The following is a 25,708-nucleotide window of genomic DNA, read 5'->3' on the forward strand; positions in this document are numbered from 1 at the left end:
TTTTGAATAATTTTTTTCTTATAAGTAAATTGGCTAGATATCAGCTATTTAGTTATTGTGTTTAATGGCTTTGTTGAAAAAAGTATGAATAGGATTTCGTATGACATAACTATAAAACATAATACTCGTTACGAACTTCTAGAAGATATTTTGACTGAAAAACAAATTGCACAGATTCCAAATTCAAATATCTCTCGTTGGAAAAATGAATCTGATAATAAATTTCATTGTGAGAATATGAAATTTTAAACACGTTTTTTAACTTTAGTAGCTTTAGTCTTTTCAGTACTTCCCAACGACTCATACTTTTTGATTTTTATGATATTGTTTCTTTTCATCTGATAGATGGATCCATCATATAATCTCCATGACACTTTTTAATAAATTATTCCATACACGGGAAGTGATTAAATATCATTAGTTTATTTTTTTATCTGATGGATAGTGTATACTTTTTATTTATGATGTAGACACATAACATTCATCCCCAAAAATAAATTCTTAAGTGTGCCTCTAAATATTCTTGCTTTCGCGAAAAACAAATCGTCTTCCTTGAAAGTCGTTTGATATGTGTTCGTAATGTCAAATTCATTCGCTCTATCTTATTTGTGCAATATCGAAAGCGTCTATGAATTTCTTTTGGAATCAAGCTAGGATAAATGTTTAATCTATCCGTATAAATCCGTTTAGGATTGAGCAATAATATCTTATTGATTAATTGACTAATATTCTCTTTTGTTCTTCCACCAATAACAAAACCAATTAAAGATTTTGTTACTCTTTCAATACCATAAATTAACCAGTTTTGATTTTCACCATTTGCAATCTTTATAAACATTTCATCTATTTCAAATTTGCAACCTTGTTTATCAAAGTAAGGAACTTTGATCGAATTACTAATCTTGAGCATTCTAGATAAAACAGTGTTCTTTGAAATTTTTAGTATCCTTGAAATACTCCTAAGTCCACAGCCTTCTTTTAAAAGATCAATAATGAATTCATTTGTATTGCTGTTATATGCTTTATACGTATATGAAACTTGAAATCGTTTATTACAAACTTTACATTTATATCGTTGAGTTTTATTTTGAAATCCATTTTTTACAGATATACCATTACATTTTGGACAGTGTATTTTTTCCATGTCCTAATTTAATACATGACGATTTAAAGAATCCTTATTTTAAGACCTCTTAGCGATTTTCTTTCTTACCAACATACCAATGAACGAAGAAAAACAGTAATTAACTTTTTAGCTAACTACTGTTTTTCAATAATTTAAACTATCATCTTTGATAATGACCTATTTTGGGACATCACCGAACTCTATAAGATTTTTATTAAGTATCCCAACATCTTCTAATAAACATTGAACAGTAGCAATGAGAGTTCCAAGCATTAAAAAAATTGGGATTACAAAACTTAACCAATTGATTACAGAATTAAATTCAAGTTTAGTATAAAGAATACAAACCCCATATATTCCAAATGCATAGGGTATTACAAACACAATAAATAGCATCAATAACCAAATGAATGCCATAGTTTTTATGAGAAATCTTGAGCCTCCTCTAATATGATTTAGTATGGCTGACTCCGTAAATGATTGTAAACTTATATTATAGTTAAGTAGAGAGTTGGTATTAATAGAAAAGATATTTGAAGTTAAATATTTATATATTTCTTTTTGTTGAGTAATATTTGCCCAAACTGACATATACCTATAGTGAATAAAAGTAAATACTGTTGGTATTAATAATACAATAATACTATCCTCTACAAGCTTAAAAGGACCTAGAGATATTTCTGATATCTTGGAACTTACCAATAAAGGAAAAGCCAATATGCACAGCAACATTATATTAATAAATTTACTGTTGAGTTTTATATTTCCTTCAATTCTATTAGTTAATATATCAAGATATTTTTCTCTATCCTTAATTGGAAGTTCTGCCTCTATTAAACTTCCTATTTTTTGACTCACATCGTTATCCATTAATAAACTATTGTATTTACTTTAAATTTTCAACACACAATTTATTCCAACAAAATATAAACGACACATTGTCAGAATTTTAATTACAATTATTTCAGTAGATAAATTTCTCTATACAAATAGTAATTGCTTTTAAGAGATTAGCCTTAGTATTATATGCAGATACAAATAACTACTTCCGACACTAGCCCAGAACACCTTTTTCGCAAGGAATGCTCCTAGCGGATTCCTCCTTGTCAAAAAAGCTTTACCACTGGGCTTTACCGTCAGCGTATTATTCGTTAACCTTTATATAATACTATGACTAATCTTGAAATTAAAAATACTTTAGAAACTATTGCTGAAAAAGAAGCTGAAACAACTGTTGAAGGTTTCATTTCTTATGATTCTTTAAACTATGATGAGAATGATTGTACAGCCTACATCAAAAATATCATCAATCCTAAAACTTCAATGGATATGATATTTCAGTTTATGGAATATTCAGATGTTGATAGCTTTTATACCACCTATAAAAATGACATTCTTAAAAAACAAAAAGAGTATGGCATTACAGAGAAAGACCTTTCTAAATTTAAGGGAGACAATATTGCTAACCTTTGCTGGATCGTTATTGAAGAAACCGCTATTAGAACGGCAAAAGAATTAGGGCTTAAGATATAGCCTTTTTATTCTCAATATTTTTTTAAAACATCTTATTTCTAAGATGTTTTTTATTTTTCCTCGAAATCTTTAAAGAACTCCTCAAAGGTTACATCAAGAGCCTTGAGTACTTTACAGAGTGAACTAAAACGTATATCCTGCCCCTTTTCATACCTCCCATATTGAGAGCGTGAGATATTATTTTGAAACGCGAATTGCTCATAATTAGGATAGCCTTTTGCTATGCGTAGTTCTTTGAATCTCTTTGCGAGTTTTTCTAATTTCTCTTGTGTTTCTGTATCGTGATTTGCCATATCACAAAACTCTTAGAGAAACCACTTTTTCACAACCTTTTATAAATTGTTCCTTATAAGGTGTATTTTATAAGGAATTTTTCTATGTTTGCTTCATTAGTAACTTAAAATCAATACATAATGAAAGAAATATACCTTTTTCTAGTAATTACCGTACTGTTGTTTTCCATTAAAACAATAGCTCAAGACTTTACCGTAGAAACGTTTACTGATAATACCTCTGGTACAGACATTAGTTTTGTTGAGTTAGATACTTCTAATGATACCTTAGAGATTTTCCAAGGAGACGCACCTCAAGATGTAACAAAATGTTATATTTTTTCTCTTGGTGATTGGATACCTGCTGAAACTCTTAATATCTCATTGCGAGTTGATGGCAGACATGATTTTCTAGACTATGATGGTGACGGTGAACTAGATGTTGTAACCATGTCACGTTTTAGCGGTATTAATATTTTTAGAAATGATGGTGCTAATGGCTTTAGTATTGTATATACAGACCCTACGCCATATAAAGTCGGTAGTATAGGCATTATTGACTATAACAACGATGGGTTTGAAGACGTCTTTTTTACAGGAAATATAGCAACAACAGGTATTAACCAACAAAATGGTGTCCTTATCAATGACTTTGAAACGGATAGTGACAATAATTCTTCATCAGTATTTATTCCGATAAGTACTACTATCCCAGCAATTCACTTTGGTGATATTGCTATCGGTAATGTTGTAGGAAGTGATCTAAAAGATTTAATTGTTACTGGTGATGCTGAAGATATTGGAGCGTATGGCGCTGTATGGGAGAATAACGGTGATGGTACTTTCTCAGAAAGCTTTTTGTTTGATGGCGTAGGTTTATCTATGGTTGCCATTAGTAATAATGGCGATAACTCACTCAATCATTTTGTAGTGAGTGGTTCTGGTGAGAGCGGAACACTAACAACTTTTTATGAAAATATCGGAGGAGGAAATTTTAACCCTAAATCTTCATCATTAACAGGTTTACCTGATTTACGTTTTGGAGATATTCTCTTTCAAGATTTTAATAGTGATGAAATTATGGATATTGCTATTTCTGGTATTGGAGGAAGTGAACTGTATACAGGTATACATATAGGTATTGACTCTTCTACATTTAATTCTGAACCGATAACATTTATTGACCAAGAAACGAATCAAGTAATTGCTTTGGATAACTCTTCTCTTGATGCGAAAGATTATAATGGTGATGGATTAATTGATCTTGTAGTAAATGGAAATGATTTTGGAAATACTAAAAGAACTTATGTGATAACACAAAACTCAGTTTCTCTGGTTACTGTCTATGAAGATAACGATGCCAATGGCGGTCCCGATGGTTTTGGTGATCCTAATATTTCCCAAGAAGTACCCTCTAACAATATTCCCAATGGATTTGTATTAAATAACACTGATAATTGTCCTGAAATTCATAATCCGCAACAAGAAAACAATGATGGTGATACTGAGGGAGATATTTGCGATCTTGATGATGATAATGATGGTTTTAGTGATGAAGAAGAACTTGCCTGTGGTTCTGACCCTTTTAATGAAGAGGAAACATGCGATACTTTAGGTTTGAATGATTTTAATCAAAGTACTGTATCTATATATCCAAACCCTATAGAGAATATATTAAATATAAAAAATACGTCATCCCAAATCATAACTGATATCAGATTATATTCCCTTGAAGGAAGATTACTTTTCACAAAAACATCTCCTACTGAGTATATAGACCTTAATGCTTTTTCTACAGGAATCTACCTTATTAAAATCACTATTAATAATACAATAGTTACAAGAAAACTTATCAAACGATAAGTATGAGTGTGTCCTTTAAATAAAGAATGTCCTAAGTCGAATACTGCGGTATTCTTTTAGGAACATTCTTATCTCGATATGACTCAAGTCGCTCCCTAGCTTTTGAGACATATCGAGGAAAATTCATTTTTTGAATTTTGCAAGATTGCCTTTGAACTGTTCAGTACTCAAAGGCAGTCTTGCTTATTGGGAAACCCCTTAAGAATCCCCACCAACCAAAAAAACCGATAGCGTATGTACCATCGGTTTTTTAAATTCATTCAGTATTTAATTATCTCTCTCGATCGATATCTCGATCTCTTCCCTTATCAAGTTTTTTAAGCTGTTCTAATCGAGACTTCGTTACATTATTTAGCTTGCTTTGATTAAGCTCTTCTAGACGTTCTTTAGAGAAACCGAGCGTCTTAAGACGATAGCGCCTTTTTTCTCCCTGTAAGCCTGTTATTTCGCCATTACGCTCATACACATTCAACTTTTTTAATGCTTTAAAAAAACTCTTTTCAGATGTTGATCTACTATAGATTTCAGCAAGTCGCATATTCATCTGCTGCTTTTCTGAAAGCTTGCCATTTAAGTTTAATTGATGCTCGGCATCCTTGAGTAGTGATCGAGCCTTATTAGAATGCTTTACGCGACTGTGCTTTAAGTTTAAATGCTTATCCTGCCACAGCTCCATACGTTCTTTCACTTCCTTAAACTCTTTGCGAGTTAAATAGCACGTTTTACCTGTTCCCACTTCTACGGAACTGGCAAGACTATGGACATGTAAATGGTCTCTATCAAAGTGAGGCAAGGCTACTACCATAGAATTAGGGTAACGTTCTTTGGCGTAGGTGCGTGCTATTTGTTTCAATTGTTGAGGGGTTAATCTATCCTCTTTATGAAACGACAATATGGAATGATAGAATTTAGTTTCTCCTTTGCGTTTATGAATCCGTTTTCTATCATTCGCTCTATACTGTCCCATCATATTAGCAATACGATTTTCCATGATAATAGACATCTCTTCCATATTATTTTCTATACTCTGTAATGCATTTTCAAAAGGTTTATCCCCCAAAACAAAACGTCGCATTACTTCCCCAGTTCCATCGATACCTTTGGTAAGTACATATCGAAGGGCATTTTCTAAACCTCTATAACTCTTGATACTCTTTTCCTTGATAATCATATTTCTTTCTTTTTAAAAGTGTTTTCAAATTGTTGTTCTAATGCAGAAAGTCGCTCAAAGATTTCATCTCTGATGCTTGTCGTATCATCGTCATCCTCCAATTCCTCTAAAAGATGTATCAAGTGTAACAAGGTTTGATGAATGAGGCCAAGGGATGCGGTATTCATCTGAGAGATACTCTTTCCTGTAAGTGCTGATGCTATTGCCTGATAAAGAAATTCAGAAATCGTATAACTTCCCTTTTGTCTTTCTATTTCACTCAACTGTTTATCATTGAAACCAAGAGTAAATTCCTTTCGTTTTTTACGTTGCTCTCTGCGGTAATGACGATACCAAAGCCTCCAGTATTCCTTTTTTAAAAGAATAATATCTTCATCGCTGACCTGAGATTTATTGTGTAAATTAATCTCTAGATATTCATACAGCGAAGTATAGTTGAAGGTTTCGGTGTCATCATATTGCTTATTAGCGTTCAAGCTCATCTCGCTGCTTTTCGTCTTTATTCTTCTTTAGTTCCGCCATTCTCGACTTTTGAGTTAGATCACTAAAAGGAATTTCTTTAAAGTATATATCCCTTTCAATGGATAAGCCAAAAGGACGTTGAATAGCTTCCATTTCTGTAATTGAAAATGTACCCCACTCATCGTAAGCGAGCCCTGTAACGTAACCAAAACAAACATTCGTTTCAGCATCATATTCTGTAGCGTACCATGTAGCAGATCCTACGGGATCAAAAAACTTAGCAATAATGATAGGGTTCTCCATTTCTGACTGATCACCCACTTCCTTGAAGCGAGCAATTAATTCTTCTGTGATAAGTTTCATATCGCCTCGTTATTAGTGGTCTCAACTACCGTTTCTGTTGAATGGTATTTATCTAAGGATAAATATTGAGCTTCATATTTGAAAGGTGTAATAGGAGTATGACCTAGTGGTAAATCCATTTCCATATACCGTTTATACTTTGGTATTTTGTAATACGGCTTTACTTTTACACAGAGAGGATGCACCCCGCCATTGGGAAGTACAATCACCCTATCAATAGGCATAGTACGTATCTCATCTGCTGACATAAGCGGACGAGAACGTACTACTTTTTTATCCTTATCTGCATAGTATTGCTTGGTTCCAAGGGTCTTTTCAAGGCGGTCGCACTCGTCTGTTAAACCAGTCATATAAATACGCGTAGCATTGTTGATAATGGTTTTTGCATTGTATTGCCCATATTTTTCATAGAGTTGATTTTCAGATTGTAATACACCAAGAATCGGTAATCTGAATTTGCGAGCGTTAGATATGACGTTTGCAAGGTTAGGCATAGGAATAGAACTCAATTCGTCAATAAGCAAGAATATATCCTTATCATCCCCTCTAGGTAAAGTATCAAAGACTTCTGAAAATAATTGCTCAAAGAACAAGCCCATTAAAACCTCATAATATGAGGCATCACTTAAGGGACAGTTTAAAAATAATACGACCTTTTCTTTTCGCATTCGTTCACTATCAAAGGTGTCTACGCTAGTAAGATTACATAGCGTTGCATCCGAACCAATGAAAGATAAACTTGCAATAGCTGAACTGATAATACTCGCCTTCGTATTAGGACTATTTGAGATAATACTCTTATACGTTCGCCACTCATTATCCGTTGCCTTATCGGCAAATAATCCATTAATCACGTCTTCATCCCCTGCTAGATGTTGAAGTAAATAGTAGACATTGCCTAAATTCTGATTGACCTTAGGAGCATGAGTAATTAGAAAAGTTATGATAAGTGCGATAAGTTCCTGGGCTTTGATGACCCAAAAATCTTTAGCTTCCTTGTTTGAACCACTAACAATCATCTTGGCTACTTTCTGAATGTCAGCATCCGTTCGTATACGAGAGAGTGGATTATAATGAATGGAGTGTTCTGCATCATTAGGATCAAATTTTAAAACGGTATATCCCTGATGTATTAAAAAGTTTTTAAGTTGTGATAATTCTCCTGACGGATTATTAATCACCATGCTATTCCCTTCTTTTGATAGAGCGATCTTGATCGCTGTTGGATATAGACAGGTAGTTGTCTTTCCAGCTCCAGAAGGCGCGAATAGCAAACAGTTATTTCTACTTTGAAGCGTAGTCATTGATTTTTGACCCAAAGAAAATCCTGTATTCTTCCGAGAGAAGAAATCAGATTCATTTCCAAATTTTGCATCTAGCAGTTTTGGTTCTGCTTTGAATAAGCTTTCTAATCCTGAGAAAACGTCATCTATGATATCTGTAATAAAGCTCATTATTTATGATTTTAAATTCAACAATTTCTCTGCAATTTTTGCAGTAAGTGTGGAGAGGAAACCAATCACTTTAGCACAGGTGTACAATCCTATCAGGAATAGTTTCCATAGAGAGCGCAGTATGCTCCCTATGGTTTTTATAAATACATTTCCTTTATGTGCCATAACCTGAATCTTTGAGGTTTGCAACAAAGGAGATAGTAATACCCAATTCATTAAATACCTCCCTATACAAATGAGACATCTGTTTAAAGGATTGATCTTGCTCTAATGTTTGAGGTTGGTAGACGACTATAACTTCGATATACGCACTTGGGATAATCTCCTGTGCTTTCTCAAGGAATAATAGTTCTACCGCCTTACTATTATTTTCCAATAATTGAATATCTGAATAACGATAGGTAGAAAACCAAGAAGCGTTTTCTCGTAAATCAGAAAACACGTATAATATTACCCTTTGGGTGGTATCACGCTGTAATATCAACAGTTCTTTTACCAGTGGCTCCCAAATAGTACTATTTTGATAGTTCGTAGAATCAGAAGTTTGATCTAATATCGTGACTACATTTTTTTGAAAACGTTTCACTTTTGCCCTGCGTTTAAACTCATTTCCAAATAATGCCACTTCTGCTTCAAGAGATACTTCATGCCGACTATTATGCTCTAGATCGTTCAATTCTCCATAGCGAAAAAGTAATTGTTGCCATGGGTCATCCTTTAGCTGAAATAATGGAAGTATCATCTTAGAATTAGGCTGTATCACAAAATCATATTCAGTGCGATCATTAAGAACAGATATAATTCTGCCTTGATTAGCGGAATCGGTACAGGAAGCTATCAGCAATCCAAGTCCCAGTGTATAGAATACCCTCATCATTATTTCAGTTTTAAATCTTTGTAGAATACAGGTAACTGTGGAATCGGATTAGAAAAACATAAAGGTGTTTTTCCATCTGATCGATGAATGAGGTTTGTAGAGTAAAATGTTTTTAAACTTTGCTCAAAATAGCTTTGAATAAGTTCTTGTACATCTTGTGCGTAAATCAATAGTTGTTTACGTGTGAGTTCTGCCTCGGCTTGATCTGTTCTAATTTTTTGAATACGAGACTTAAGATCTTCAACTTCTTTCGTTAATTTCTCGGATGCTTCTTTTTTAAGTTTCCATTCATCTAATTGTTGACGCTCTGCCTTTGTTAATTTATTAAAGTACACTGCTAAGGTGGATACGATTACAAAAAAGAGATTCAAGCACATAAAGTAGATTGGCTTAATCCCTTCTGAGTTAGCAATATCATCTCCTGTGACACTAAAGGTTCTAAAGATACCTAAGACATAAAAAAGGATAGCCAAGACAGTAAAGGAGCCAAGTGCAATAAGCCTCTTCTGCATCATTGTACTTCCTTTGTTTATAATTTGCGGTAGGTACTCTGCAATGAGAAAAATACTCATTCCGATTGCTGATCCTACTATGTAAGAAGCAATAAGAGAATACTCCATTGCTTGAAGTGCGGCTGCACTTAAAAAAGTATCGACTAAAATGATGAATCTAAGAAACCATTTGGTTTTCTGATATCGCTTATCTTTCTTTAAAAGTGTATTGTCTTCTTTTTCCAGTTGCCTGTTTGTTAATCGGAGATTATTTTCTTTAGCGCTAAGGTCTTTATGTAACTCTTCTAGTTTATGTTTAGACTCTTCTTTGTCAGATAGTATAGAGTGAGATTCAATATCTACTTGTAGTTCTTTCTTGGCATAAATACCCATCTTTCGGTATGCGCTAAATATAGGATCGGAATAGTGATCTTCTGTTTTATCAGCTTCAGGTTTATTAAGCGTCGCTAAATCTTTGGCTAGATTTAGGGAAACTTCTTCCATGATGATGGTGTGCTCCTTTAAGAGTTCTGCTTCTAGTTCTTTTTGTTGGTAACGGAATATCGTAACCTTACCGTCTGGTTTTTGGTTTTTTACTTGTTCTTTCATAAGAATAAATTGTAAATGATTTTAGAATTGTATTTTTATGAAATGGTAAACCTCCCTCATGGAAGGTTTCCATTTCTTTCTACGATAGGCATTAGCCTTCGTTCAAGGATCAAGTGAACAGCACGTGTAAATTCTTGGCGGAATGACGTGCTGTTTGTTTTTATAGAAATATGTCTAAAAGAGGATCAGTCTCAATGACCAAACATCCCATATAGCAATCACTCATTATTTGATTCAATTCATCATAACTTACTCCTAGGAGGAGTTCGGCATATCGCTTTAGATGATTAGTAGCAGTTTCTTTACGAATTTTTGAGCATAGCTTGAAAAATGTATCTTTTTCTGTATCTGTAAGTACACCTTCTAAGTATGACTTATATAGAGTATTAAACTGTTCAATAACATCTTTTCCTGCTGTAGTATAGTGATCTTGATATTGATAAAAATAAAAGCAATCTTCTACTAGTCTTAGGAACTGTTTGTTGTACTCTAAATGCTTGATGATGACATTTAATACCTTATAAGGCACTTTCTTTTTAAGAGCAACTATATATCCTCCTAAATCTTTAAGTAGTGTTCGCAATTCTCTATCACCCAGATCAGCCCAAAGAGCTATCTTAAATGCTGGCACTTGATTTGAGAACACTTTAGAAATTGTGTTCTCTGCCTTACGATAATCATCTTCAAAGGCATCAAAAAATACTTGATTAGGATGTATCGCCTCTTGCAGTAACCTATTGAGTAATTGCTTTTGCTTTGCAGTTGTTGTGGTGTCGTGATTTGGATTTCTACTGATCGTAATTGTCTTGATAGGTCCAATTTTACATTTACTGGTAGGGTCGTTATTGTGATTTTCTACAAATGCATCTAATTCTTCTTGTGTAATCGGTGTGTTTTGATTCATCATTAATTGTTTTTAAGTGTATTGAAACATCGCTTGTTTCTTGGATGCAATATATTCCAGCAATACTCCTTACTGGCTTACATTATCCATTCTGTATCTTTCTGTCATCCATTCTATTATCCATTCATCCATTCTTCCAATTTTTGAGAATTTTCAAGAGGATAAATTTTTATTTTTGGGGTATGGAAGAAGTCTACTCGAAGAATTTTTGGTTTTATATTAAAAAAGAAAAACTTTTAGAAGCTTTTGAAAAGCCCAAAAATAAAGGAGGGTATACTTTAGCCAAAGAAGCTTTAAGTGTTGAAAATGATTTTATAGAAAAAGCTAAAGAGTTGAAATTATCAGAAATCATTCCCTATATAACTTCTTCAACCGCATATACGACTATAGGAAATAACATTGCACAAGGAAAATTAACTACGTGGAATTTACGAACATTATTATGTCTTTTATTTTCTCCAAAATCAAATTACACAATAGTACATCTTAAAAAACTATTCGAGCAACTGAAAATTTATGACCTAGAAACTCAAGAAAAAGAAGACATCAAAAGCTCTTTTAATATCTTCTTTAAAAAAATTGATTTAATTCTTGATGATACAAGTGAATTTAAAAACTACACCTATGTGTTTAATGTTGAAAAAGAAAAGTTTTTTTGTGAAGCTATTTTTGAAGAAAAAATAACGGAAAAGGGTAAGCTAATAGAAGCTAAGAATTTTGTATCTAAAAACATTAATGATCCTGATAATTCTGATCTTAATCATAGTCTCCAAGAATATTTTAAAAATATTCGTTCAGAATTTAGTACAATTCGACTGGAACTATTTGATTTTGAAATACCAATTTCAAATTATATCCAAAAGCCTCTTGTTTTGGATAACCCTGAACTTATCTCTGAGTTAAAAGAACTACAACAAGAAAGGCATGAATGTTTTACCAGCAAAGCGAAATTTGAAAGAATTGATACCATTGACAGAAGTATCATAAGGATTAACACAATCCTTAAAGACTCACATAATATCATGCAGGTCATTGATATGGGTCATCATCTTTTTATTGAAGCTCCTGCTGGCTTTGGAAAATCCATAACATTGAAGTGGTTGGCACACACCTTTGCAAATCAAAAAACTCCATTAATTCCTATTTTTATAGAATTGATGTATGACACCGAAAATGACTTCCAAAAGCTGTTTGATAAGCAAATTCAATCTTTAAAATATGATCAAAATATACTCTCAAAAGAGCGTATATTATTATTGTTAGACGAATATGATATAGAAACTGTAGATGCTGATAAACTGTTTGGAACTATCAAAACCTTACGATCCAACTATCCTAAGATGCAAGTGGTATTAAGTGGGCGAACAAAACCAAGATTATCAAAGTATAACTTGGATATTCTAACCTACCAAATACCGAAATTTGAACTTTCTGATATAAAAAAGTTTGTTTTTAATTACTTTCAAGATGACACGAAATCGTCTTTATACTATGACTTGATTCTAAGACATAACCTTAAGGTACATTTAAATAATCCACTGTATTTGTGTATGTTTTTATCTCTGATAGGAAACAAGAAACAATCCTATTCTAAAGATCACAATAGTCTAATCAAATCTATTGTAAATAAATGGACGTTATTCAGCAAGCTGATACAGGACAAATTTATTAACGACTACGAGGGAGATAAAATGAGTGCTGATGAAGGTAAATGGAAGGAACGCAAACACCATCATTTTCAAGTCCTTTCGCTTTTAGCCTTTGAAATGGTATTCAAAAGTAAAACAGTAGAGAAAGTTACAACATCAAAGTTTAAAGAAGTTTGTACTCAGTACTATAATAAAGCAACGCTTATTGATTATACCCCTTCATCAACACTTGATGAACTTATAAAACATCATCTTTTAATCCGTAATGGAACGACAATTCACTTTGCAAATGGAGAATTACAAGCATTTTTTATTGCTAGTTACCTGAAAGAGCATGTTTCTAGTTATAATTCACTCAAAAAATATGAAAGAGATGTAGCGAATCCAAAATTATGGCAAAGTATTCTCGGTTATTTAATTGGTGTATTACAACCAAATCAAATTTTAGATTGTTCTTGGTTTCAAGATGGAAATCTGCCTGAGATTTTAACGGAAGAGTTTATAGAGCAATATAAATTAGCTATACAATTTGTTCATCAAAAAAATGCTATTTGTGGTGATTACGAAATTTTGGGTACTTCATTAATTCAAATGAGTCGCCTTTTACTAGATCGCTATGAAACGATAGAGTCTATTTCTATTTTGGATCATATTTCTAGTGGTATTGCCAATGAATTACCGATATTAGATATTATTCAGCCGAATAGATATCAAAAATATAAAGAGCTTAATTTTTTTATTCATCATCTACCTTTTAAAAAATTAGGGGAACTTGGAACTTTTGTCAAAAGACTGACAAAGTATAACTTGGGACTATCTTTTGAAGAACTTATTGAATTTGTAGAGCAAATCAAACGAATACATCGTACCAAAAGTAAGGAAGATAAAGAATTATATGTACATCATATTTATCGAAATGTTCTTGATCAGGAATATACATCTGTTAGACTTTCAACCAATCAGAAAGTAGCCATTACATTTGAGTATTTTTTCAAGGATAGTAGTGACTCCCAATACGTACAGTTCATAAATCAACAAGGGAATCTTTTGAAATTATTTGTTCCTAATGTCATGCGATATCATAGTAGTGAATTCTTTAATTATCTTTTTGATCATCTTGACGACATCCCTATTTTCAGAATCAAAAGATTTATTTACAATACTGTACATAAGTACCGCTTCTGGCTTACATTTAAAGAAGGAATTTTATCAAAAGAAAGTGCAAAACTTATTTTTGAAAGCACTAAAAATGTTTATTTGAAAATAGATGAAAATGTCAAAAACCATATCAAATATGAAAGAGCATTGACAGCATCTACTGATATCTACCTTTTGGACTTGTATTTCAACTTTTTCAATAACGTTATTTTTGACACTTCATACCCTAATAAGCAAAGACTTAGAGCATTTGCATATATGAGTATGTCCTGGAATATTCAGTATCAAAAAGAATTTCTAAACCTTAGTAATCAACGCGCTAATCAAGATGATTTTCTAAATCGCATTATTAAAAAGAATTTTCCGAAAGATTATCGTTATGATAGAGTTGATTTTATTAGTAGTTGTATAGATATTTTATATTTATATATGAACATGGAGTAATAAAAAATCCTCCTAAACAAAGGAGGACATATTTATTCCCAATCGCTGAGTAAATCTCTTATGGAACTGTATTTTTCTGAAGTAATAATAAGGCTGTCTTGCAAATCAATTCCCATCATAATGGCAGTATCTCTGATATGCCTAGCGGTGGTAATATCGGCTCTAGAAAATGTTAAATCTCCACTGGTATGATTATGCACTAATACAATTCGAACTGCATTTGCAACGAGTGTTGTCTGCACAATATTTCTTAAGCTAATTTTTACATTATCAATGCTTCCCATCCCTATTTCAGAAATCCCTAACAAGTAATTATCCGAAGTCATAAGGATAAGCCAACAATGTTCTTTTAAGTCCAGTACGCCATCGTCTATAATTGTCCGTAGATACTTAATGGCAACATCAGGATTTGGAACATGTATAAGCTCGTCTCTGTTTGGACGCTTGTATTTTAATTCTACTTTATTGACATCTGTTATTTTATTCACAATAATTAAGTTTTAAATTCTAGATTATCATATCATTACAAAAACAAATGTCAATATTTAATTACTTGTATAATAGATACTTACAATATTAGATACGATACTTATTCTCTTTAATTCTCTCTCTAGCTTTCCATAATAATTGACGAATACGTGTTCCAGAAACTTCGTATTCTCTAGCAATATCATTAATATGTGTTTCGTGTTCCCAGTATAGAGAAGCTATAGTGAATAATCGTGTATCAAGAAAGGTTTTAAATTCTTTCTTATGAGCAATAAATAATGGTTTAGGAATATGCAGATATCTTTGTTTTTGCATAAAGGTTAGTAGGTTAATTTCGGATAAAACATACCTTAATTATAAAAGCGTAAGCTTTTATAGAAGTATAGAAGAATATTCTTAACAATACTACTGCCAACTATCCCTCTGTAACTGCTTTCTCTGTTCCTGTTCTTGTATCTGCCGTATACGGATATGGTCAGGTATTCTTTCGTTTGCTTTGTACTTTGGTAAAGAAATTTCTTTTGTAGTCCGCAAGTTATGCGGTGGTTTTTCTTTTGTTTTTTCGTTGTAGAACGTAGTTTTTTCTGAGTTTTCAAGTATAAGGGAGTAGTAAACTCGTTGGGCGTGTTTACGCTCTTTAGGGTTGCTTACATCGTTACCTATATAGTCAGTAGCTTGGATAAGTTGTTTCTCCAGTAGTTCTTGGATACCGTTTGTAACACTTCTATTGGAAAGTCCAGTCTTCTCAAATTGTGAGTGAGCTATCCAGTCTCGTTTCTTTACCTGTCCGTTTTGATCTCGCCATCCTAAAAGATTACGAACGATTTTTAAATACACCCGTATAGCTGACCCGCTTAATTCCCCAATCTGCTTATCAAAAAATATATTAGGTACAGCAGTGGTATGGTTAAGCTTCATTGTTTCCAAAATTGATTACTGGCAATGATTCATTATGATTTGGGAACACCATAAAGTCTGTATTAGGTTGATGATACATTTGTAAAAACCATCCACCATTTTCGGTTACCTTAAGAATGCCTACTTTATGGTAGATCTTTTTGCCTATAGTATCTTGGTTAATAGTCTTGCGCGTAACGACATTGTAGAATTTTGTCATTTTAAATTGTTGATTTATGTACCTGCAACCTTAGGACGTGATATCCAATACCCTTATATCTTATGAAGATAGCGGTGTCGTAAAACCCCTATTGGGTTTCGCGACAAGCAAGTCCTGAACCATATATTTTACGACGTTGTATTGTCATATTTTTCACCCCTACTAGGGGCTTGGTTCAGGAGAATGCAGAGGTAGTCATTTCAATACAAAGTATTACTTTGTAAAAACTATCTTATAAAACATAAAGGTATGTATAGTTGCAAGGTACTGGCATCAGTATAACCTAGATAATATTTCTTTACAAATCATTTAAAAAACAACGTTTTTAAAGTTGTTTTTTAGGCTGTCTTTAAGAATCTTCCTGCGGTTTGTTTATATCGACTTTCGGATAGTTGCAAGTAATGCATACTAGATTCAACAGCGATATGTCGAAGAATAGCACTTACATCCCTGACATTTCCGCCTTGATCTAGTATCTCATTGGCTTTTCCGTGTCTAAAACTATGCGGAGTAATATTTTTGTCTATAAGTGTCATTGCTGTGATTTCTTTAATCCATCGTTGTACGCTTCTTGATGTATAGGATTTATCTGTTTTAGGATTGATAAATAAGTAATTGTTTTCTGTTTCCATGCATAATCTCATTCCTAGATATTGATTCAACAGCTCATTGGTATCTGTTCCCCATACTACAAGATTATATCTCATATTCTTTCGAGTACGTACCTTGGCGGTGCGAAGTCCATTGATTCCTTGTTTACTAATATCATTAAGTTTAATATCTAATAGTTCACTAATACGCATCCCTGTATCCCATAGTAAATGTATGATGAGCTTTTTAATCAGTTCATTAGCATATCGCTCATCCAACACCATGATCAATTGCTCAAAATCTTCTTTGGTTACAATATCTTTTTCGGCATTGATAAATTTAGCTGATTTAATCTCTTCAGGATTGAGTTTAGATTTACCACGACCTTTCCAGAATTTAAAGAAGTTACGAATAATTCTTGCTGAGTACGCTATCGTAGCGGGACTATACTCTTTCTCTTCCATAGATTCGTGGTATTCGATAATGTGATCTTCGTGGATAGTTTCAAGTCTAGTGATTGCTTTTTCTTCGAGGAATATTTTAAGTAATTTTAAATGGCGATGATAAGGAACATATGCTTTGTTAGTATGACGATTTTTCCAACGTAAATAAGTCTGTATTGATTCTTTGATTTCCATAGTGCATAAAAGACCCGCTAAAATGGAATGTTAGCGGGTCTTTCATATACCCCAACTAAAAAAGCTAGAGATATTTGAATGAACACGCCGTTTTTTCCATTAATCAATATTATTGATCACCCTTTCGGGCAACGGGGTTTCTTTGTATTAAAATGACTGGTAATAGTGTAGTTCATTTTCGTGCTAATGGCAAGAAGTGTTTTAACTCCCTACATAAAATGCCTAGTATCCCCTCCCTTTGTTCAATATGGTATAATGGTAGTAAGTTGAACGTAAAAAAGTTTCTTTCTAAAGCTCTTAAAAATTATCACAAATCCAGAACAAGTCAAGTAGTTCTTTCACATTGTCAAAATTAAATAACACTTTACCCAAATCTTACCCTTCCCTTTTATGCTATGAATCTCGACTATCTTAACGAGGTCAGCTATTTTGCACGTACCAATTTTAGGAGTGAACACAAACGTTTTGGTATAAAACAAGCCGATAGGCTATTTCATTTGTATGCTTTTGGTAAGTCTGGAAGTGGTAAAACTTCCCTACTTAAGACACTAATGTATCAAGATGCAGAAGCTAGGAGAGGATTTGCTTTTGTAGATGTTCATGGAGATGCCTCACGTGAGGTTATTGAAAAACTTAAATCTCGGTTTCCCTATAGAAGCTATATATACTTTGACGTTACCGATGCTAATCTTGATATTGGGTATAATCCACTTAGAAAAGTATCCGTTTCTAAACGCTCATTAGTGGCTTCTAACATTCTGGAAATCTTCCAAAGAAATTGGAAATCTGCTTGGGGAATGAAGATGGAACACATTCTTAGAATGATCTTGCTTACTTTATTAGATCAGCCGAAAGCACAGCTTTCAGACATCTTAAAACTCTTACACGAGAGATCATATCGAGATGAATGTTTAGTCCATATTCACAACCCCGACATCAAAAACTTTTGGATAAAAGAGTTCCCAAAATACAAACCAAACGATTTGTTACCCATAATGAACAAACTCGGTGGATTTTTATCACATCGAATGGTGCGAAAAATCTTGATTGAAAACACCAATCAGTTATCACTTCGCTCGATAATTGATAGCAATCAGATTCTTATTATCAACCTTGCCAAGGGAGAAGTTGGAGCAGACGTCGCTAATATTTTGGGTGGATTGCTTCTCACTTCCCTTGCATCGGCTTCTTTCTCTCGCATTGATATGCTAGAGGACGAACGAACGCCATATTACTTATACATAGATGAGTTTCAAACTCTGTCAGGCACAGAACTCATCGCCGAACTATTGGCACAGATTCGTAAGTTCAAAGTTGGACTCATTCTCGCTAATCAATTCCTTTCTCAATTAGATGCCGAAGTACGTAATAGTGTCCTTGGAAATGTCGGAACTATTATTTGTTTTCGATTAGGAATTACTGATGCCAACTTAATGGCAAAAGAATTCTATCCAATCTTTAAAACAACTGACTTCACTTCCCTTGCCAATTACTCCATCTATCTCAAATTAATGATAGACGGAAAACCCTCTGTTCCCTTTAGTGCAGATACCATTCTTTAAAAGGTCTATGACCTCATTTCAATAACTTAAAAACTCAATATCAATGAAACCAAAAAAACAACATCCCTTGGATATTGCTTTATGCAATGAAGTCCAAATACATTACAAACGCCCTGTATATGACGAGACAAAAAATATAAAAGGCAGTAAATCTGCTGAAGCTATTTTTCGTGATTTTGTCGATACTGAGCGATTGGATTTTAAAGAGTTCTTTTTCGTCATGCTTGTCACCAATGCCAATCAAGTGATCGCCATTAGCGAAATATCAGTTGGTGGTACAACCGGTACACTCGTAAACATTAAAGAGGTTGTACAATTAGCCATTCTTACGAATGCTTCTGGAGTACTTATTTGTCATAACCATCCATCGGGCGTGCTTAAAAAATCAACGTCTGATGAAGCAACAACTCAGCGTATCAAGGGAGCCCTTGGCTTACTTGATATTAAATTACTCGATCACATCATCCTAACTACTGAAAATTATACTTCCTTCTCTGATGAAGGTTGGTTATAGCTTGACCTTTTATGCCCAAACTCAAAACTCCAATTACTTACTATGGCGGAAAGCTTAATATGCTATCGCATATTCTCCCACTAATTCCACAACACAAAATCTACACCGAAGCTTTTTTTGGTGGTGGTGCCGTCTTTTTCGCGAAAGCGGAATCTGAATCAGAAACCATCAATGATACAAACAACCTTGTAGTTAATTTCTATGAAGTCGTTAAAACTGATTTTGTTTCGCTTAAAGCGAAAATAGAAGCAACCTTATTCTCACGGGCGACGTATTCCGTTGCTCTAGCAATCTATCGAATGCCTCACTTGTTTAACAAATTGCAACAAGCCTGGGCATTTTACATAGCTACCAATATGGGATTTGCCTGTAACGTGGGATCTTGGGGATATGATAAGTATGGGAAACGAGTTAAGGCATTTAGGAATAAGAAGATTGCCTTTGATGAGTCGATTTATAAACGGTTAGAGAATGTACAGATTGAGAACAATGATGCATTAAAAGTAATCACCAGTCGTGATGCTGTAGATGCCTTTCATTATGTCGACCCTCCGTATATCAATTCTGATCAAGGATTGTATGGCGGATATACCGAAAATGATTATCGTAAACTCTTAGATACCCTTTCTAATATCAAAGGAAAATTTCTCTTGTCTTCGTATCCTTCTGATATCTTGGATGAGTATATCCAAGAGAACGGATGGTACACCAAGCGATTTGAAAAACCACTTAACGCCAGTCTTGGTAAAAGTGGTGAGGCTCGAACTTCTAAAAAAGTAGAAGTACTAACAGCCAATTACTCTATTGAATAACACAAACAAATAATTATTAATTTTTAAAACTGAATATTATGGAAACACCAAGTATTGTTGATACGCTGATACAGAATATCACTACCGATCAAGAACTCTTAAAAGATGCTGATGCAAAGATTACCCAAGCCAAAGAAGAAAAAGTAACTGTTGCAGATCGTCTCAAAGGCTATCGAAAAGAAGCAGAAGTTTTTTTAAAGTATGCAAATGAAGAACAAAAGAAACAGATTGAAGCCCTTGGCTTTGATACTGCTGAAACTAGAAGTTCATTAAATGATGTGGCCACACGAGCATTAAACATTATTATGGAGACTAAAGGTAATTCACTTACCAATGATGAGCTTTATACCATCTATGCAGGGAGTCATAAAAGCCCAAAAGATGCGCTAAACTATACCGCCTTTAATATTAAATGTAGACCATTGTTTAATAGCCAGCGATTAATTCGCAAAAAAGCAGCAGAGGGATTGTCTTCTCGTGAGGATATCATTTCACTCAATGGTACGCCTATTAAAAAGGAAGAACGAAAAGACGGTGTAGTGGAAGTAAAAGAAACATCTGAAATAAAAGATGATGCAAAGCAAGCTGAAAAGAAAGAAGCGTCCAAAACCATTGCTCTTAAAAAAGGGACACCTAACAAGAAGAAAGATGATACGACAGCAACAAAAAAGTAAGGCAATAGATAACGCCTTATGGTTAAACTTTGAACATCGTAGAACTGATAAAGAGTACGGCGTTATTCAAAGTATTGAACATGATTATTTAATAGTGCCTGTCGATCATCCAACCGTTGTTGGAGAAACCTTTGAAATATTACCTGAAAGTTACACTTCCCTTTCCTATGATAGGATTGCCGAAATCTTTGCAGACCTTAATCCATTATGGTTTTGGGAGGAGCTTAAAGGAACCTTTGGAACTTTGAACGGAGAGCTTCTCAGGTTTTTGCTTGCCTATGACATTCCGCTTGAAAAACTGATTCGCTATAGCTTATCTGCTCGTGGGTATGACAAGGAAATGCAATGGGTTGGATTTAATAAAGCTAAGGAGATTTGGTTGGAATAAATGAATATATAAAAGCTCACTTTCTAAAGTGGGCTTTTAACTTCTAAGTCAATTACGGCTTCCCGTAATAAAATATCTAATTTCTTATGTATTGTTATAGAGTCCTTTTAAGAAGAATTTTAAATAACATATCAAAACTTTAGTTATGGATCAATTAAAAATCATCAAAAGATTATTAATACTATTAATCTACATTTCTTTCTCAGTTGGCTATTGCCAGACTAAAATAGGCTTTTCAGCGCCATACCAAACTATAAACTCTAATTCTAAGAATATACAAGTTGTCATAAAAAACTATGATTACGATAAAAAGGTTAATGAGAATCATCATTTTTTAAAGCTTAAAATTTCTCATGCTAATGCTAAGTTCAATGAACTTTTGATAGGAATTTCTAATGATAAAAAATTAGAATTTGTAGTAGACACCTCAAATAAAGAAAGTATTGTAAATATTCCTATATATAAAAATATAGGTTTGGAGGATGAAGAGTTAACCTTAATATTAGAGATCAGTACTCCTAATGAAGGTTATGAGATCATTCAAAGTAAACAAATTCTATATTTTAAAGGACAATCAATTACAAAATTAGGATTTAAATCAAAGGAAACCACTATAAAAATAACAGAGTCAAAAAAACAGGTCATCGAGATTCCTTACGAAATAACATCTTCAATACCAATTGAAGAAGATATTGAGGTAATAATAAAAACTAAAGGGCTTGAAAACTTATCTCCTAAGATAGTTGCTAAATACGAAAAACCATTTAAAGGAAGTTACTCAAATGATAAAATTATAATAAAATTAGATGATTCAAATCTATCAAGTAAAAATAGATTAATAGAAAAAGAACAACAAAACTTAACTAAAAACTTACTCTCTCTGAAAAGGTTTGTTTTAGAAATAGATTCTATTTATTTCAAATCTCAACCTAAATCTCAACAAATAATTAAAGTTGACGAATTAAATAAAGAGAAAATTGTTTATGTAGAGCGTTCATTAACTAAGTCATCTTTTTCTGGAAATTCTTATAATTTTTTTGGCGGGACTAATTTCGATTTAGAAGACAATCTAGAGGCTAATAGTTTTTATTCTGAAATAGATGTTTTTTTACCCGATTTGTCAGGTGAAAGAACAGCAAAATACGGAATAAGAGCAGGGCTATATAAAACAAATAGTGTGTCTCAATTACTTGAGCTTTCAGAAAATCAAGAAGTCATAGAGATTTTAGATGAACAATCAAATTCAGAAGAAATTTTCTTTGAACGAAAACAAGTTAGGCGTGTGCCTAGTGTTTCGATAGAAAATTTAGGTTTATTCTTTGAAGCATTTATTAATTTAAAAGAAACAATTAAAGAAGATTTTGTTTTTAGACTTATGGTAGGTCCTCATGTTGAGGTCATACAACGTACAGAAACTACAACCTTTAACAATGAAGACTTATTTTCATTGGGGGTAGAAAGTATTTCTGTAAGTGATTTAGCAGAAAATCAAGAACTACAAAGCAATTTAATTAGAAGTAGTAATAGAACTTTAACTGTATATGATAGTTATTTTGCAATAGCAATGCCAACCATTTATCAAAGTAAAGGAATTGAAGTCTTTTTTAATCCATTTCTAGGAGGAGGGAACCCAGGAATTAGAGATTCTGGTCAAGAAACATCTACTTTTACCACTTTTGGAGCGTTTCAGTTTTATTTATTAGAAAGATCAGTAGGAATTAAACTTAGCGGTGAAGTTCGTAAATACTTCGCCAGAGGCGAAGATCCTGTGATTAGTGTTAATATCTCCAAATCTATAAACCTTAAAGGACTATTTGAGCCTAAAAATGAATAATATATCAATAAAAAAGGGAAGTAAAATTAATTACTTCCCTTTTCATTTTAAGTTACTCTTTATGATTATATTTTCAAATGAATAGTATCCGTAACTTCTTTAGATTCATTTACTAAATACTTTATTCCAGAATCAAGTCTTCCTCTAACAATATCAAAATCATAGATAGCTAATGAATCATTATCAATTATATTAAAATTCTGAATTTCAGAATTCACTTCTATTGGAAGATCTGCATCAACAGGACAATATGCATTTAAAAGATAATTAAATTTTAAAGTATAATTTTCTGGAATCGTAATCTTTTCTCTTATTAAATCAATACAATACATTGTGAATTCATCTTTATCAAGATTTGGATTTTCAATATCATATATCCAAGTTAATGTTACTGATGTTGAATCATCTGAAAATTTAATGTTATTTTCTTTAGAAAGAACAAACTCTTTTTTCTTAATAGTTTCTAATGACCACTCTTTTAAAGATTTAGAATCACATTCTGTAACGCTTTTCGATTCTACAGATTTTTCTACTGAGTCCTTATTTTCTTTACAAGAAAAAAATGTAACACATACGATACCAATATAAATTAACTTTTTAATTACCATTATTTTTTAAATTTTGTTTCCGATTGTTTTCTTTCTCCCCTTCCCGTCAAAAGTTTAGTGAAAATAGTCTTCTTCACGATCCTTTGAACCTGTATTTGAGGGTTTTTACTTGTATAAGTCCATTTTCCAACTTTTACGCCACCATTATTATCTTTTCTATACTTCTCAACTAGTGATTTAGAATCAGAAGACCATCTATAGCCTCTATGACTATTACTATGCTTTGTAGATATTAGATCTATTCCATCCCATCCATTTGCACCTCCAGAATAATCAGTACCACCAGAAAGTGCATTTATTACTGCACCAATTTCGTTTTCAGAGTTTTTATTTTTTGATTTTAGATATTCTGAATAACCTTTTTGAGTAGCACCTTGTATAAAGTTATTATCATAGAGTACTAAATCTTCAAGCGTTTGTAATTGTGTACTGCCTCCTTCAGCTAAGAAATTTAAAGTAGTACTCGCTATTGCAAAAGATTCATTTTTATCTCCGCTAGATTCTTCTGCAACAGCTGCTGCAAATCCAAGAAACACATCATGACTAACTGCTTCGCCATCATGCTTTAATTGACCAAAACTTCCTTCAACCCATTCATCCTGATAACTACCATCAGGATTATGAGTTCTTTTTTTACCTTCTCCTTCTTGCCATGCATACACATCATCTTTATCATCATCAGTTTCAAAAAGAAATGTTCCATCTTGTGCATAGTAATACGATTCTCCTTCTGGATCAATAAAAATAATCGGATTATTTGCAACATTATGATAAGGAGACATATCAACATATAAATCAGCCATAGGATCAATATTCATCCATCTACCTAAAGAAGCATCATAATTTCTTGCTCCGAAGTCGTACCATTCCAGTCCAAGTTCAGGATTATTTTCTTTTCCGTTGAAGGCAAAACGTTCCGCCATGGAGTTAGAATTGGATGTAACCACGTCATTATATCCTTTTTGCTGTAATCCAAATGGATAATAGTGTTTTTCAGATATAATTTCAGAAGAAGGTGTAATCGCCCCATCTCCATCCGAATCTGCATAGGTGAGTCTTACATTTCCTAAATGGTCTGTATAGTTAAATGCATATTGATACGAAGAGAAGGATGTAGCCTGCGTTAAAGTATTAAATTTCTGGATAGATTTAGAGGTGCTATATACTGGTTCTACATATCCTTCGGGGTGTGGAAACATTTTTAAGGATTCAACATTATTGTTATTATTCTCATAGATATATCCACCTGCATAATAGGTCGTGATAGTACTATTTTGAGACTGATCATCCACAATTTTAGCTAGTTTTATTCCAGTAGCATCGTAAATATACGTAATCGTTCCTTGCTGAGTATTTCCTTGAGAGTCAGTTGTATTGATTTTAACAATCTCAGGCAGATTTAAATGATTGTACTCAATATTATCAGTAATCCCTTTATTACGATCTTTGATCATATTTCCATTGACATCATACTCAAAATCATCTCCTGAAGTATTTCCATCATAGAATCCCTGATTACTAATACTACTTGATGTATTGGCACTTAGATCGGTAACACTGAGTAATTGATTTCCGTCGTAGGTATAGGTAAGGTCATCTATCACCTCTGTACCTGATCCTAACCCTCTACGTTCTAAACCACCAATGTTACCATTTTTGTCATAACTCACATTAATAAGGCTATAACTATCTACGGTATCGAAATTAGTTCCACGCCTACTAAATCCGCTGTTAATTCTATTTAAATCATCATAGGCATATCCATAGGCTCTTATTTGATTATCAGTGTTTGCTGTTTTCCACATGGTTTGAGAAATATTTCCATTGTATAGAGGAGTAATACTTCCTGTGGCGCTCATTCCTTGTTTAGAATCATAATTGATATGAAAATGAAAAAGATCACCTTCTTTTGAGTTGTTATTATTTATATCGGTGAGCCATCCCCGTATGTTATACTGATAGTCTACTTTCTGTAGACTCTTATTAATATTGGTTGCATAGAGATTTAAACTGCTTATTTGCGTCCCTTCATCATACATCACCATATCTCCAACTAGAGAAGGGAAGTTTTGTGTCATGGTATGTGTAGCTACTGTAGTTCCATT

Annotated in this window: 27 protein-coding genes; 9 read left to right on the plus strand and 18 right to left on the minus strand. The window is 33.1% G+C overall.

The annotated features are described in order from the left end of the window. Positions 1-481 precede the first annotated feature (481 nt). Positions 482-1,144, minus strand: coding sequence for an IS1 family transposase (locus CHB80_RS23935; RefSeq protein WP_089374056.1), 663 nt, complete (start codon positions 1,142-1,144; stop codon positions 482-484). Positions 1,145-1,303: 159 nt separating this feature from the next. Continuing rightward, the gene (locus CHB80_RS23940) at positions 1,304-1,996 is read right to left on the minus strand and encodes a hypothetical protein (RefSeq protein ID WP_089374057.1); all 693 of its coding nucleotides are present in this window, start codon (positions 1,994-1,996) and stop codon (positions 1,304-1,306) included. 300 nt (positions 1,997-2,296) lie between these two features. Here CHB80_RS23940 and CHB80_RS23945 point away from each other — a divergent pair, with 300 nt between their 5' ends. Next, entirely contained in the window at positions 2,297-2,659 is a 363-nt protein-coding gene (locus CHB80_RS23945; RefSeq protein WP_089374058.1) for a hypothetical protein, read from the plus strand. 50 nt (positions 2,660-2,709) lie between these two features. Here the strand turns inward: CHB80_RS23945 and CHB80_RS23950 are convergent, their stop codons facing one another. Then, on the minus strand, positions 2,710-2,952 hold the full coding sequence (locus CHB80_RS23950; RefSeq protein WP_089374059.1) for a helix-turn-helix domain-containing protein: 243 nt from the start codon (positions 2,950-2,952) through the stop codon (positions 2,710-2,712). 120 nt (positions 2,953-3,072) lie between these two features. Here CHB80_RS23950 and CHB80_RS23955 point away from each other — a divergent pair, with 120 nt between their 5' ends. Next, positions 3,073-4,794: a T9SS type A sorting domain-containing protein gene (locus CHB80_RS23955; protein WP_089374060.1), complete on the plus strand. Its 1,722-nt coding sequence runs from the start codon at positions 3,073-3,075 to the stop codon at positions 4,792-4,794. A gap of 271 nt (positions 4,795-5,065) precedes the next feature. On the opposite strand, the gene CHB80_RS23960 is transcribed toward CHB80_RS23955, so the two are convergent. From CHB80_RS23960 to CHB80_RS23990, 8 genes are all read right to left on the minus strand, one after another. Further along, complete coding sequence (locus CHB80_RS23960) at positions 5,066-5,965, minus strand: relaxase/mobilization nuclease domain-containing protein (RefSeq protein WP_089374061.1); 900 nt, start codon at positions 5,963-5,965, stop codon at positions 5,066-5,068. After that, positions 5,962-6,447: a hypothetical protein gene (locus CHB80_RS23965; RefSeq protein ID WP_089374062.1), complete on the minus strand. Its 486-nt coding sequence runs from the start codon at positions 6,445-6,447 to the stop codon at positions 5,962-5,964. Before CHB80_RS23965 ends, CHB80_RS23960 begins: the two co-directional genes overlap by 4 nt. Further along, the gene (locus CHB80_RS23970) at positions 6,431-6,790 is read right to left on the minus strand and encodes a DUF2958 domain-containing protein (protein WP_089374063.1); all 360 of its coding nucleotides are present in this window, start codon (positions 6,788-6,790) and stop codon (positions 6,431-6,433) included. The genes CHB80_RS23965 and CHB80_RS23970 overlap by 17 nt, the downstream gene beginning before the upstream one ends. Then, positions 6,787-8,244 carry a type IV secretory system conjugative DNA transfer family protein gene (locus tag CHB80_RS23975; RefSeq protein ID WP_089374064.1) on the minus strand — a complete coding sequence of 486 codons (1,458 nt, stop codon included), beginning with the start codon at positions 8,242-8,244 and terminating at the stop codon, positions 6,787-6,789. The genes CHB80_RS23970 and CHB80_RS23975 overlap by 4 nt, the downstream gene beginning before the upstream one ends. A gap of 3 nt (positions 8,245-8,247) precedes the next feature. Next, positions 8,248-8,409 (minus strand): hypothetical protein, encoded by a 162-nt coding sequence (locus CHB80_RS24845; protein ID WP_179218267.1) that lies wholly within the window; start codon positions 8,407-8,409, stop codon positions 8,248-8,250. Then, positions 8,399-9,121 carry a hypothetical protein gene (locus CHB80_RS23980; protein WP_089374065.1) on the minus strand — a complete coding sequence of 241 codons (723 nt, stop codon included), beginning with the start codon at positions 9,119-9,121 and terminating at the stop codon, positions 8,399-8,401. Before CHB80_RS23980 ends, CHB80_RS24845 begins: the two co-directional genes overlap by 11 nt. Further along, the gene (locus CHB80_RS23985; RefSeq protein ID WP_089374066.1) at positions 9,121-10,221 is read right to left on the minus strand and encodes a hypothetical protein; all 1,101 of its coding nucleotides are present in this window, start codon (positions 10,219-10,221) and stop codon (positions 9,121-9,123) included. Before CHB80_RS23985 ends, CHB80_RS23980 begins: the two co-directional genes overlap by 1 nt. 160 nt (positions 10,222-10,381) lie before the next feature. Then, positions 10,382-11,128 carry a hypothetical protein gene (locus CHB80_RS23990; protein ID WP_143337246.1) on the minus strand — a complete coding sequence of 249 codons (747 nt, stop codon included), beginning with the start codon at positions 11,126-11,128 and terminating at the stop codon, positions 10,382-10,384. A 179-nt stretch (positions 11,129-11,307) separates the two neighbouring features. Between CHB80_RS23990 and CHB80_RS23995 the strand changes: the two genes are divergently transcribed. Continuing rightward, the gene (locus tag CHB80_RS23995) at positions 11,308-14,376 is read left to right on the plus strand and encodes an NACHT domain-containing protein (protein WP_089374068.1); all 3,069 of its coding nucleotides are present in this window, start codon (positions 11,308-11,310) and stop codon (positions 14,374-14,376) included. A gap of 32 nt (positions 14,377-14,408) precedes the next feature. On the opposite strand, the gene CHB80_RS24000 is transcribed toward CHB80_RS23995, so the two are convergent. The 5 genes from CHB80_RS24000 to CHB80_RS24020 form a co-directional block, all read right to left on the minus strand. Beyond that, positions 14,409-14,864, minus strand: coding sequence for a JAB domain-containing protein (locus CHB80_RS24000; RefSeq protein WP_179218268.1), 456 nt, complete (start codon positions 14,862-14,864; stop codon positions 14,409-14,411). An 88-nt stretch (positions 14,865-14,952) separates the two neighbouring features. Then, positions 14,953-15,180, minus strand: a complete 228-nt coding sequence (locus CHB80_RS24005; RefSeq protein WP_089374070.1) for a hypothetical protein — start codon at positions 15,178-15,180, stop codon at positions 14,953-14,955. Between the two features lie 90 nt (positions 15,181-15,270). Beyond that, on the minus strand, positions 15,271-15,783 hold the full coding sequence (locus CHB80_RS24010; RefSeq protein WP_089374071.1) for a hypothetical protein: 513 nt from the start codon (positions 15,781-15,783) through the stop codon (positions 15,271-15,273). After that, positions 15,773-15,982 carry a hypothetical protein gene (locus tag CHB80_RS24015; RefSeq protein ID WP_089374072.1) on the minus strand — a complete coding sequence of 70 codons (210 nt, stop codon included), beginning with the start codon at positions 15,980-15,982 and terminating at the stop codon, positions 15,773-15,775. Before CHB80_RS24015 ends, CHB80_RS24010 begins: the two co-directional genes overlap by 11 nt. Positions 15,983-16,320: 338 nt before the next feature. Beyond that, the gene (locus tag CHB80_RS24020; protein ID WP_089374073.1) at positions 16,321-17,211 is read right to left on the minus strand and encodes a tyrosine-type recombinase/integrase; all 891 of its coding nucleotides are present in this window, start codon (positions 17,209-17,211) and stop codon (positions 16,321-16,323) included. Positions 17,212-17,606: 395 nt separating this feature from the next. Here CHB80_RS24020 and CHB80_RS24025 point away from each other — a divergent pair, with 395 nt between their 5' ends. From CHB80_RS24025 to CHB80_RS24050, 6 genes are all read left to right on the plus strand, one after another. Continuing rightward, positions 17,607-18,773, plus strand: a complete 1,167-nt coding sequence (locus tag CHB80_RS24025) for a type IV secretory system conjugative DNA transfer family protein (RefSeq protein WP_089374074.1) — start codon at positions 17,607-17,609, stop codon at positions 18,771-18,773. A 43-nt stretch (positions 18,774-18,816) separates the two neighbouring features. Then, a complete protein-coding gene (locus CHB80_RS24030; RefSeq protein ID WP_089374075.1) occupies positions 18,817-19,287 on the plus strand; it encodes a JAB domain-containing protein in 471 nt (156 codons plus the stop codon). 11 nt (positions 19,288-19,298) lie between these two features. Then, on the plus strand, positions 19,299-20,099 hold the full coding sequence (locus CHB80_RS24035) for a DNA adenine methylase (protein ID WP_089374076.1): 801 nt from the start codon (positions 19,299-19,301) through the stop codon (positions 20,097-20,099). Between the two features lie 38 nt (positions 20,100-20,137). Then, positions 20,138-20,773 (plus strand): hypothetical protein, encoded by a 636-nt coding sequence (locus CHB80_RS24040; protein WP_089374077.1) that lies wholly within the window; start codon positions 20,138-20,140, stop codon positions 20,771-20,773. Beyond that, the gene (locus tag CHB80_RS24045) at positions 20,748-21,161 is read left to right on the plus strand and encodes a hypothetical protein (RefSeq protein ID WP_089374078.1); all 414 of its coding nucleotides are present in this window, start codon (positions 20,748-20,750) and stop codon (positions 21,159-21,161) included. Before CHB80_RS24040 ends, CHB80_RS24045 begins: the two co-directional genes overlap by 26 nt. 145 nt (positions 21,162-21,306) lie before the next feature. Continuing rightward, positions 21,307-22,995, plus strand: coding sequence for a hypothetical protein (locus CHB80_RS24050; RefSeq protein WP_089374079.1), 1,689 nt, complete (start codon positions 21,307-21,309; stop codon positions 22,993-22,995). Between the two features lie 65 nt (positions 22,996-23,060). Here the strand turns inward: CHB80_RS24050 and CHB80_RS24055 are convergent, their stop codons facing one another. Further along, positions 23,061-23,603 (minus strand): hypothetical protein, encoded by a 543-nt coding sequence (locus CHB80_RS24055; protein WP_089374080.1) that lies wholly within the window; start codon positions 23,601-23,603, stop codon positions 23,061-23,063. After that, a partial coding sequence (locus tag CHB80_RS24060; protein WP_143337247.1) for an RHS repeat domain-containing protein occupies positions 23,603-25,708 on the minus strand: 2,106 nt, incomplete at its 5' end. The genes CHB80_RS24060 and CHB80_RS24055, both read right to left, overlap by 1 nt.

The sequence above is a fragment of the Dokdonia pacifica genome (assembly GCF_900188275.1).
In the GTDB taxonomy this organism is placed as follows: domain Bacteria; phylum Bacteroidota; class Bacteroidia; order Flavobacteriales; family Flavobacteriaceae; genus Dokdonia; species Dokdonia pacifica.

What these genes read in the sequence shown, in the direction of transcription:
- CHB80_RS23935 (WP_089374056.1), bottom strand. Translation starts at nt 1,144, where the DNA reads ATGGAAAAAATACACTGTCCAAAATGTAATGGTATATCTGTAAAAAAT.
- CHB80_RS23940 (WP_089374057.1), bottom strand. Translation starts at nt 1,996, where the DNA reads ATGGATAACGATGTGAGTCAAAAAATAGGAAGTTTAATAGAGGCAGAA.
- CHB80_RS23945 (WP_089374058.1), top strand. Translation starts at nt 2,297, where the DNA reads ATGACTAATCTTGAAATTAAAAATACTTTAGAAACTATTGCTGAAAAA.
- CHB80_RS23950 (WP_089374059.1), bottom strand. Translation starts at nt 2,952, where the DNA reads ATGGCAAATCACGATACAGAAACACAAGAGAAATTAGAAAAACTCGCA.
- CHB80_RS23955 (WP_089374060.1), top strand. Translation starts at nt 3,073, where the DNA reads ATGAAAGAAATATACCTTTTTCTAGTAATTACCGTACTGTTGTTTTCC.
- CHB80_RS23960 (WP_089374061.1), bottom strand. Translation starts at nt 5,965, where the DNA reads ATGATTATCAAGGAAAAGAGTATCAAGAGTTATAGAGGTTTAGAAAAT.
- CHB80_RS23965 (WP_089374062.1), bottom strand. Translation starts at nt 6,447, where the DNA reads ATGAGCTTGAACGCTAATAAGCAATATGATGACACCGAAACCTTCAAC.
- CHB80_RS23970 (WP_089374063.1), bottom strand. Translation starts at nt 6,790, where the DNA reads ATGAAACTTATCACAGAAGAATTAATTGCTCGCTTCAAGGAAGTGGGT.
- CHB80_RS23975 (WP_089374064.1), bottom strand. Translation starts at nt 8,244, where the DNA reads ATGAGCTTTATTACAGATATCATAGATGACGTTTTCTCAGGATTAGAA.
- CHB80_RS24845 (WP_179218267.1), bottom strand. Translation starts at nt 8,409, where the DNA reads ATGGCACATAAAGGAAATGTATTTATAAAAACCATAGGGAGCATACTG.
- CHB80_RS23980 (WP_089374065.1), bottom strand. Translation starts at nt 9,121, where the DNA reads ATGATGAGGGTATTCTATACACTGGGACTTGGATTGCTGATAGCTTCC.
- CHB80_RS23985 (WP_089374066.1), bottom strand. Translation starts at nt 10,221, where the DNA reads ATGAAAGAACAAGTAAAAAACCAAAAACCAGACGGTAAGGTTACGATA.
- CHB80_RS23990 (WP_143337246.1), bottom strand. Translation starts at nt 11,128, where the DNA reads ATGATGAATCAAAACACACCGATTACACAAGAAGAATTAGATGCATTT.
- CHB80_RS23995 (WP_089374068.1), top strand. Translation starts at nt 11,308, where the DNA reads ATGGAAGAAGTCTACTCGAAGAATTTTTGGTTTTATATTAAAAAAGAA.
- CHB80_RS24005 (WP_089374070.1), bottom strand. Translation starts at nt 15,180, where the DNA reads ATGCAAAAACAAAGATATCTGCATATTCCTAAACCATTATTTATTGCT.
- CHB80_RS24010 (WP_089374071.1), bottom strand. Translation starts at nt 15,783, where the DNA reads ATGAAGCTTAACCATACCACTGCTGTACCTAATATATTTTTTGATAAG.
- CHB80_RS24015 (WP_089374072.1), bottom strand. Translation starts at nt 15,982, where the DNA reads ATGACAAAATTCTACAATGTCGTTACGCGCAAGACTATTAACCAAGAT.
- CHB80_RS24020 (WP_089374073.1), bottom strand. Translation starts at nt 17,211, where the DNA reads ATGGAAATCAAAGAATCAATACAGACTTATTTACGTTGGAAAAATCGT.
- CHB80_RS24025 (WP_089374074.1), top strand. Translation starts at nt 17,607, where the DNA reads ATGAATCTCGACTATCTTAACGAGGTCAGCTATTTTGCACGTACCAAT.
- CHB80_RS24030 (WP_089374075.1), top strand. Translation starts at nt 18,817, where the DNA reads ATGAAACCAAAAAAACAACATCCCTTGGATATTGCTTTATGCAATGAA.
- CHB80_RS24035 (WP_089374076.1), top strand. Translation starts at nt 19,299, where the DNA reads ATGCCCAAACTCAAAACTCCAATTACTTACTATGGCGGAAAGCTTAAT.
- CHB80_RS24040 (WP_089374077.1), top strand. Translation starts at nt 20,138, where the DNA reads ATGGAAACACCAAGTATTGTTGATACGCTGATACAGAATATCACTACC.
- CHB80_RS24045 (WP_089374078.1), top strand. Translation starts at nt 20,748, where the DNA reads ATGATACGACAGCAACAAAAAAGTAAGGCAATAGATAACGCCTTATGG.
- CHB80_RS24050 (WP_089374079.1), top strand. Translation starts at nt 21,307, where the DNA reads ATGGATCAATTAAAAATCATCAAAAGATTATTAATACTATTAATCTAC.
- CHB80_RS24055 (WP_089374080.1), bottom strand. Translation starts at nt 23,603, where the DNA reads ATGGTAATTAAAAAGTTAATTTATATTGGTATCGTATGTGTTACATTT.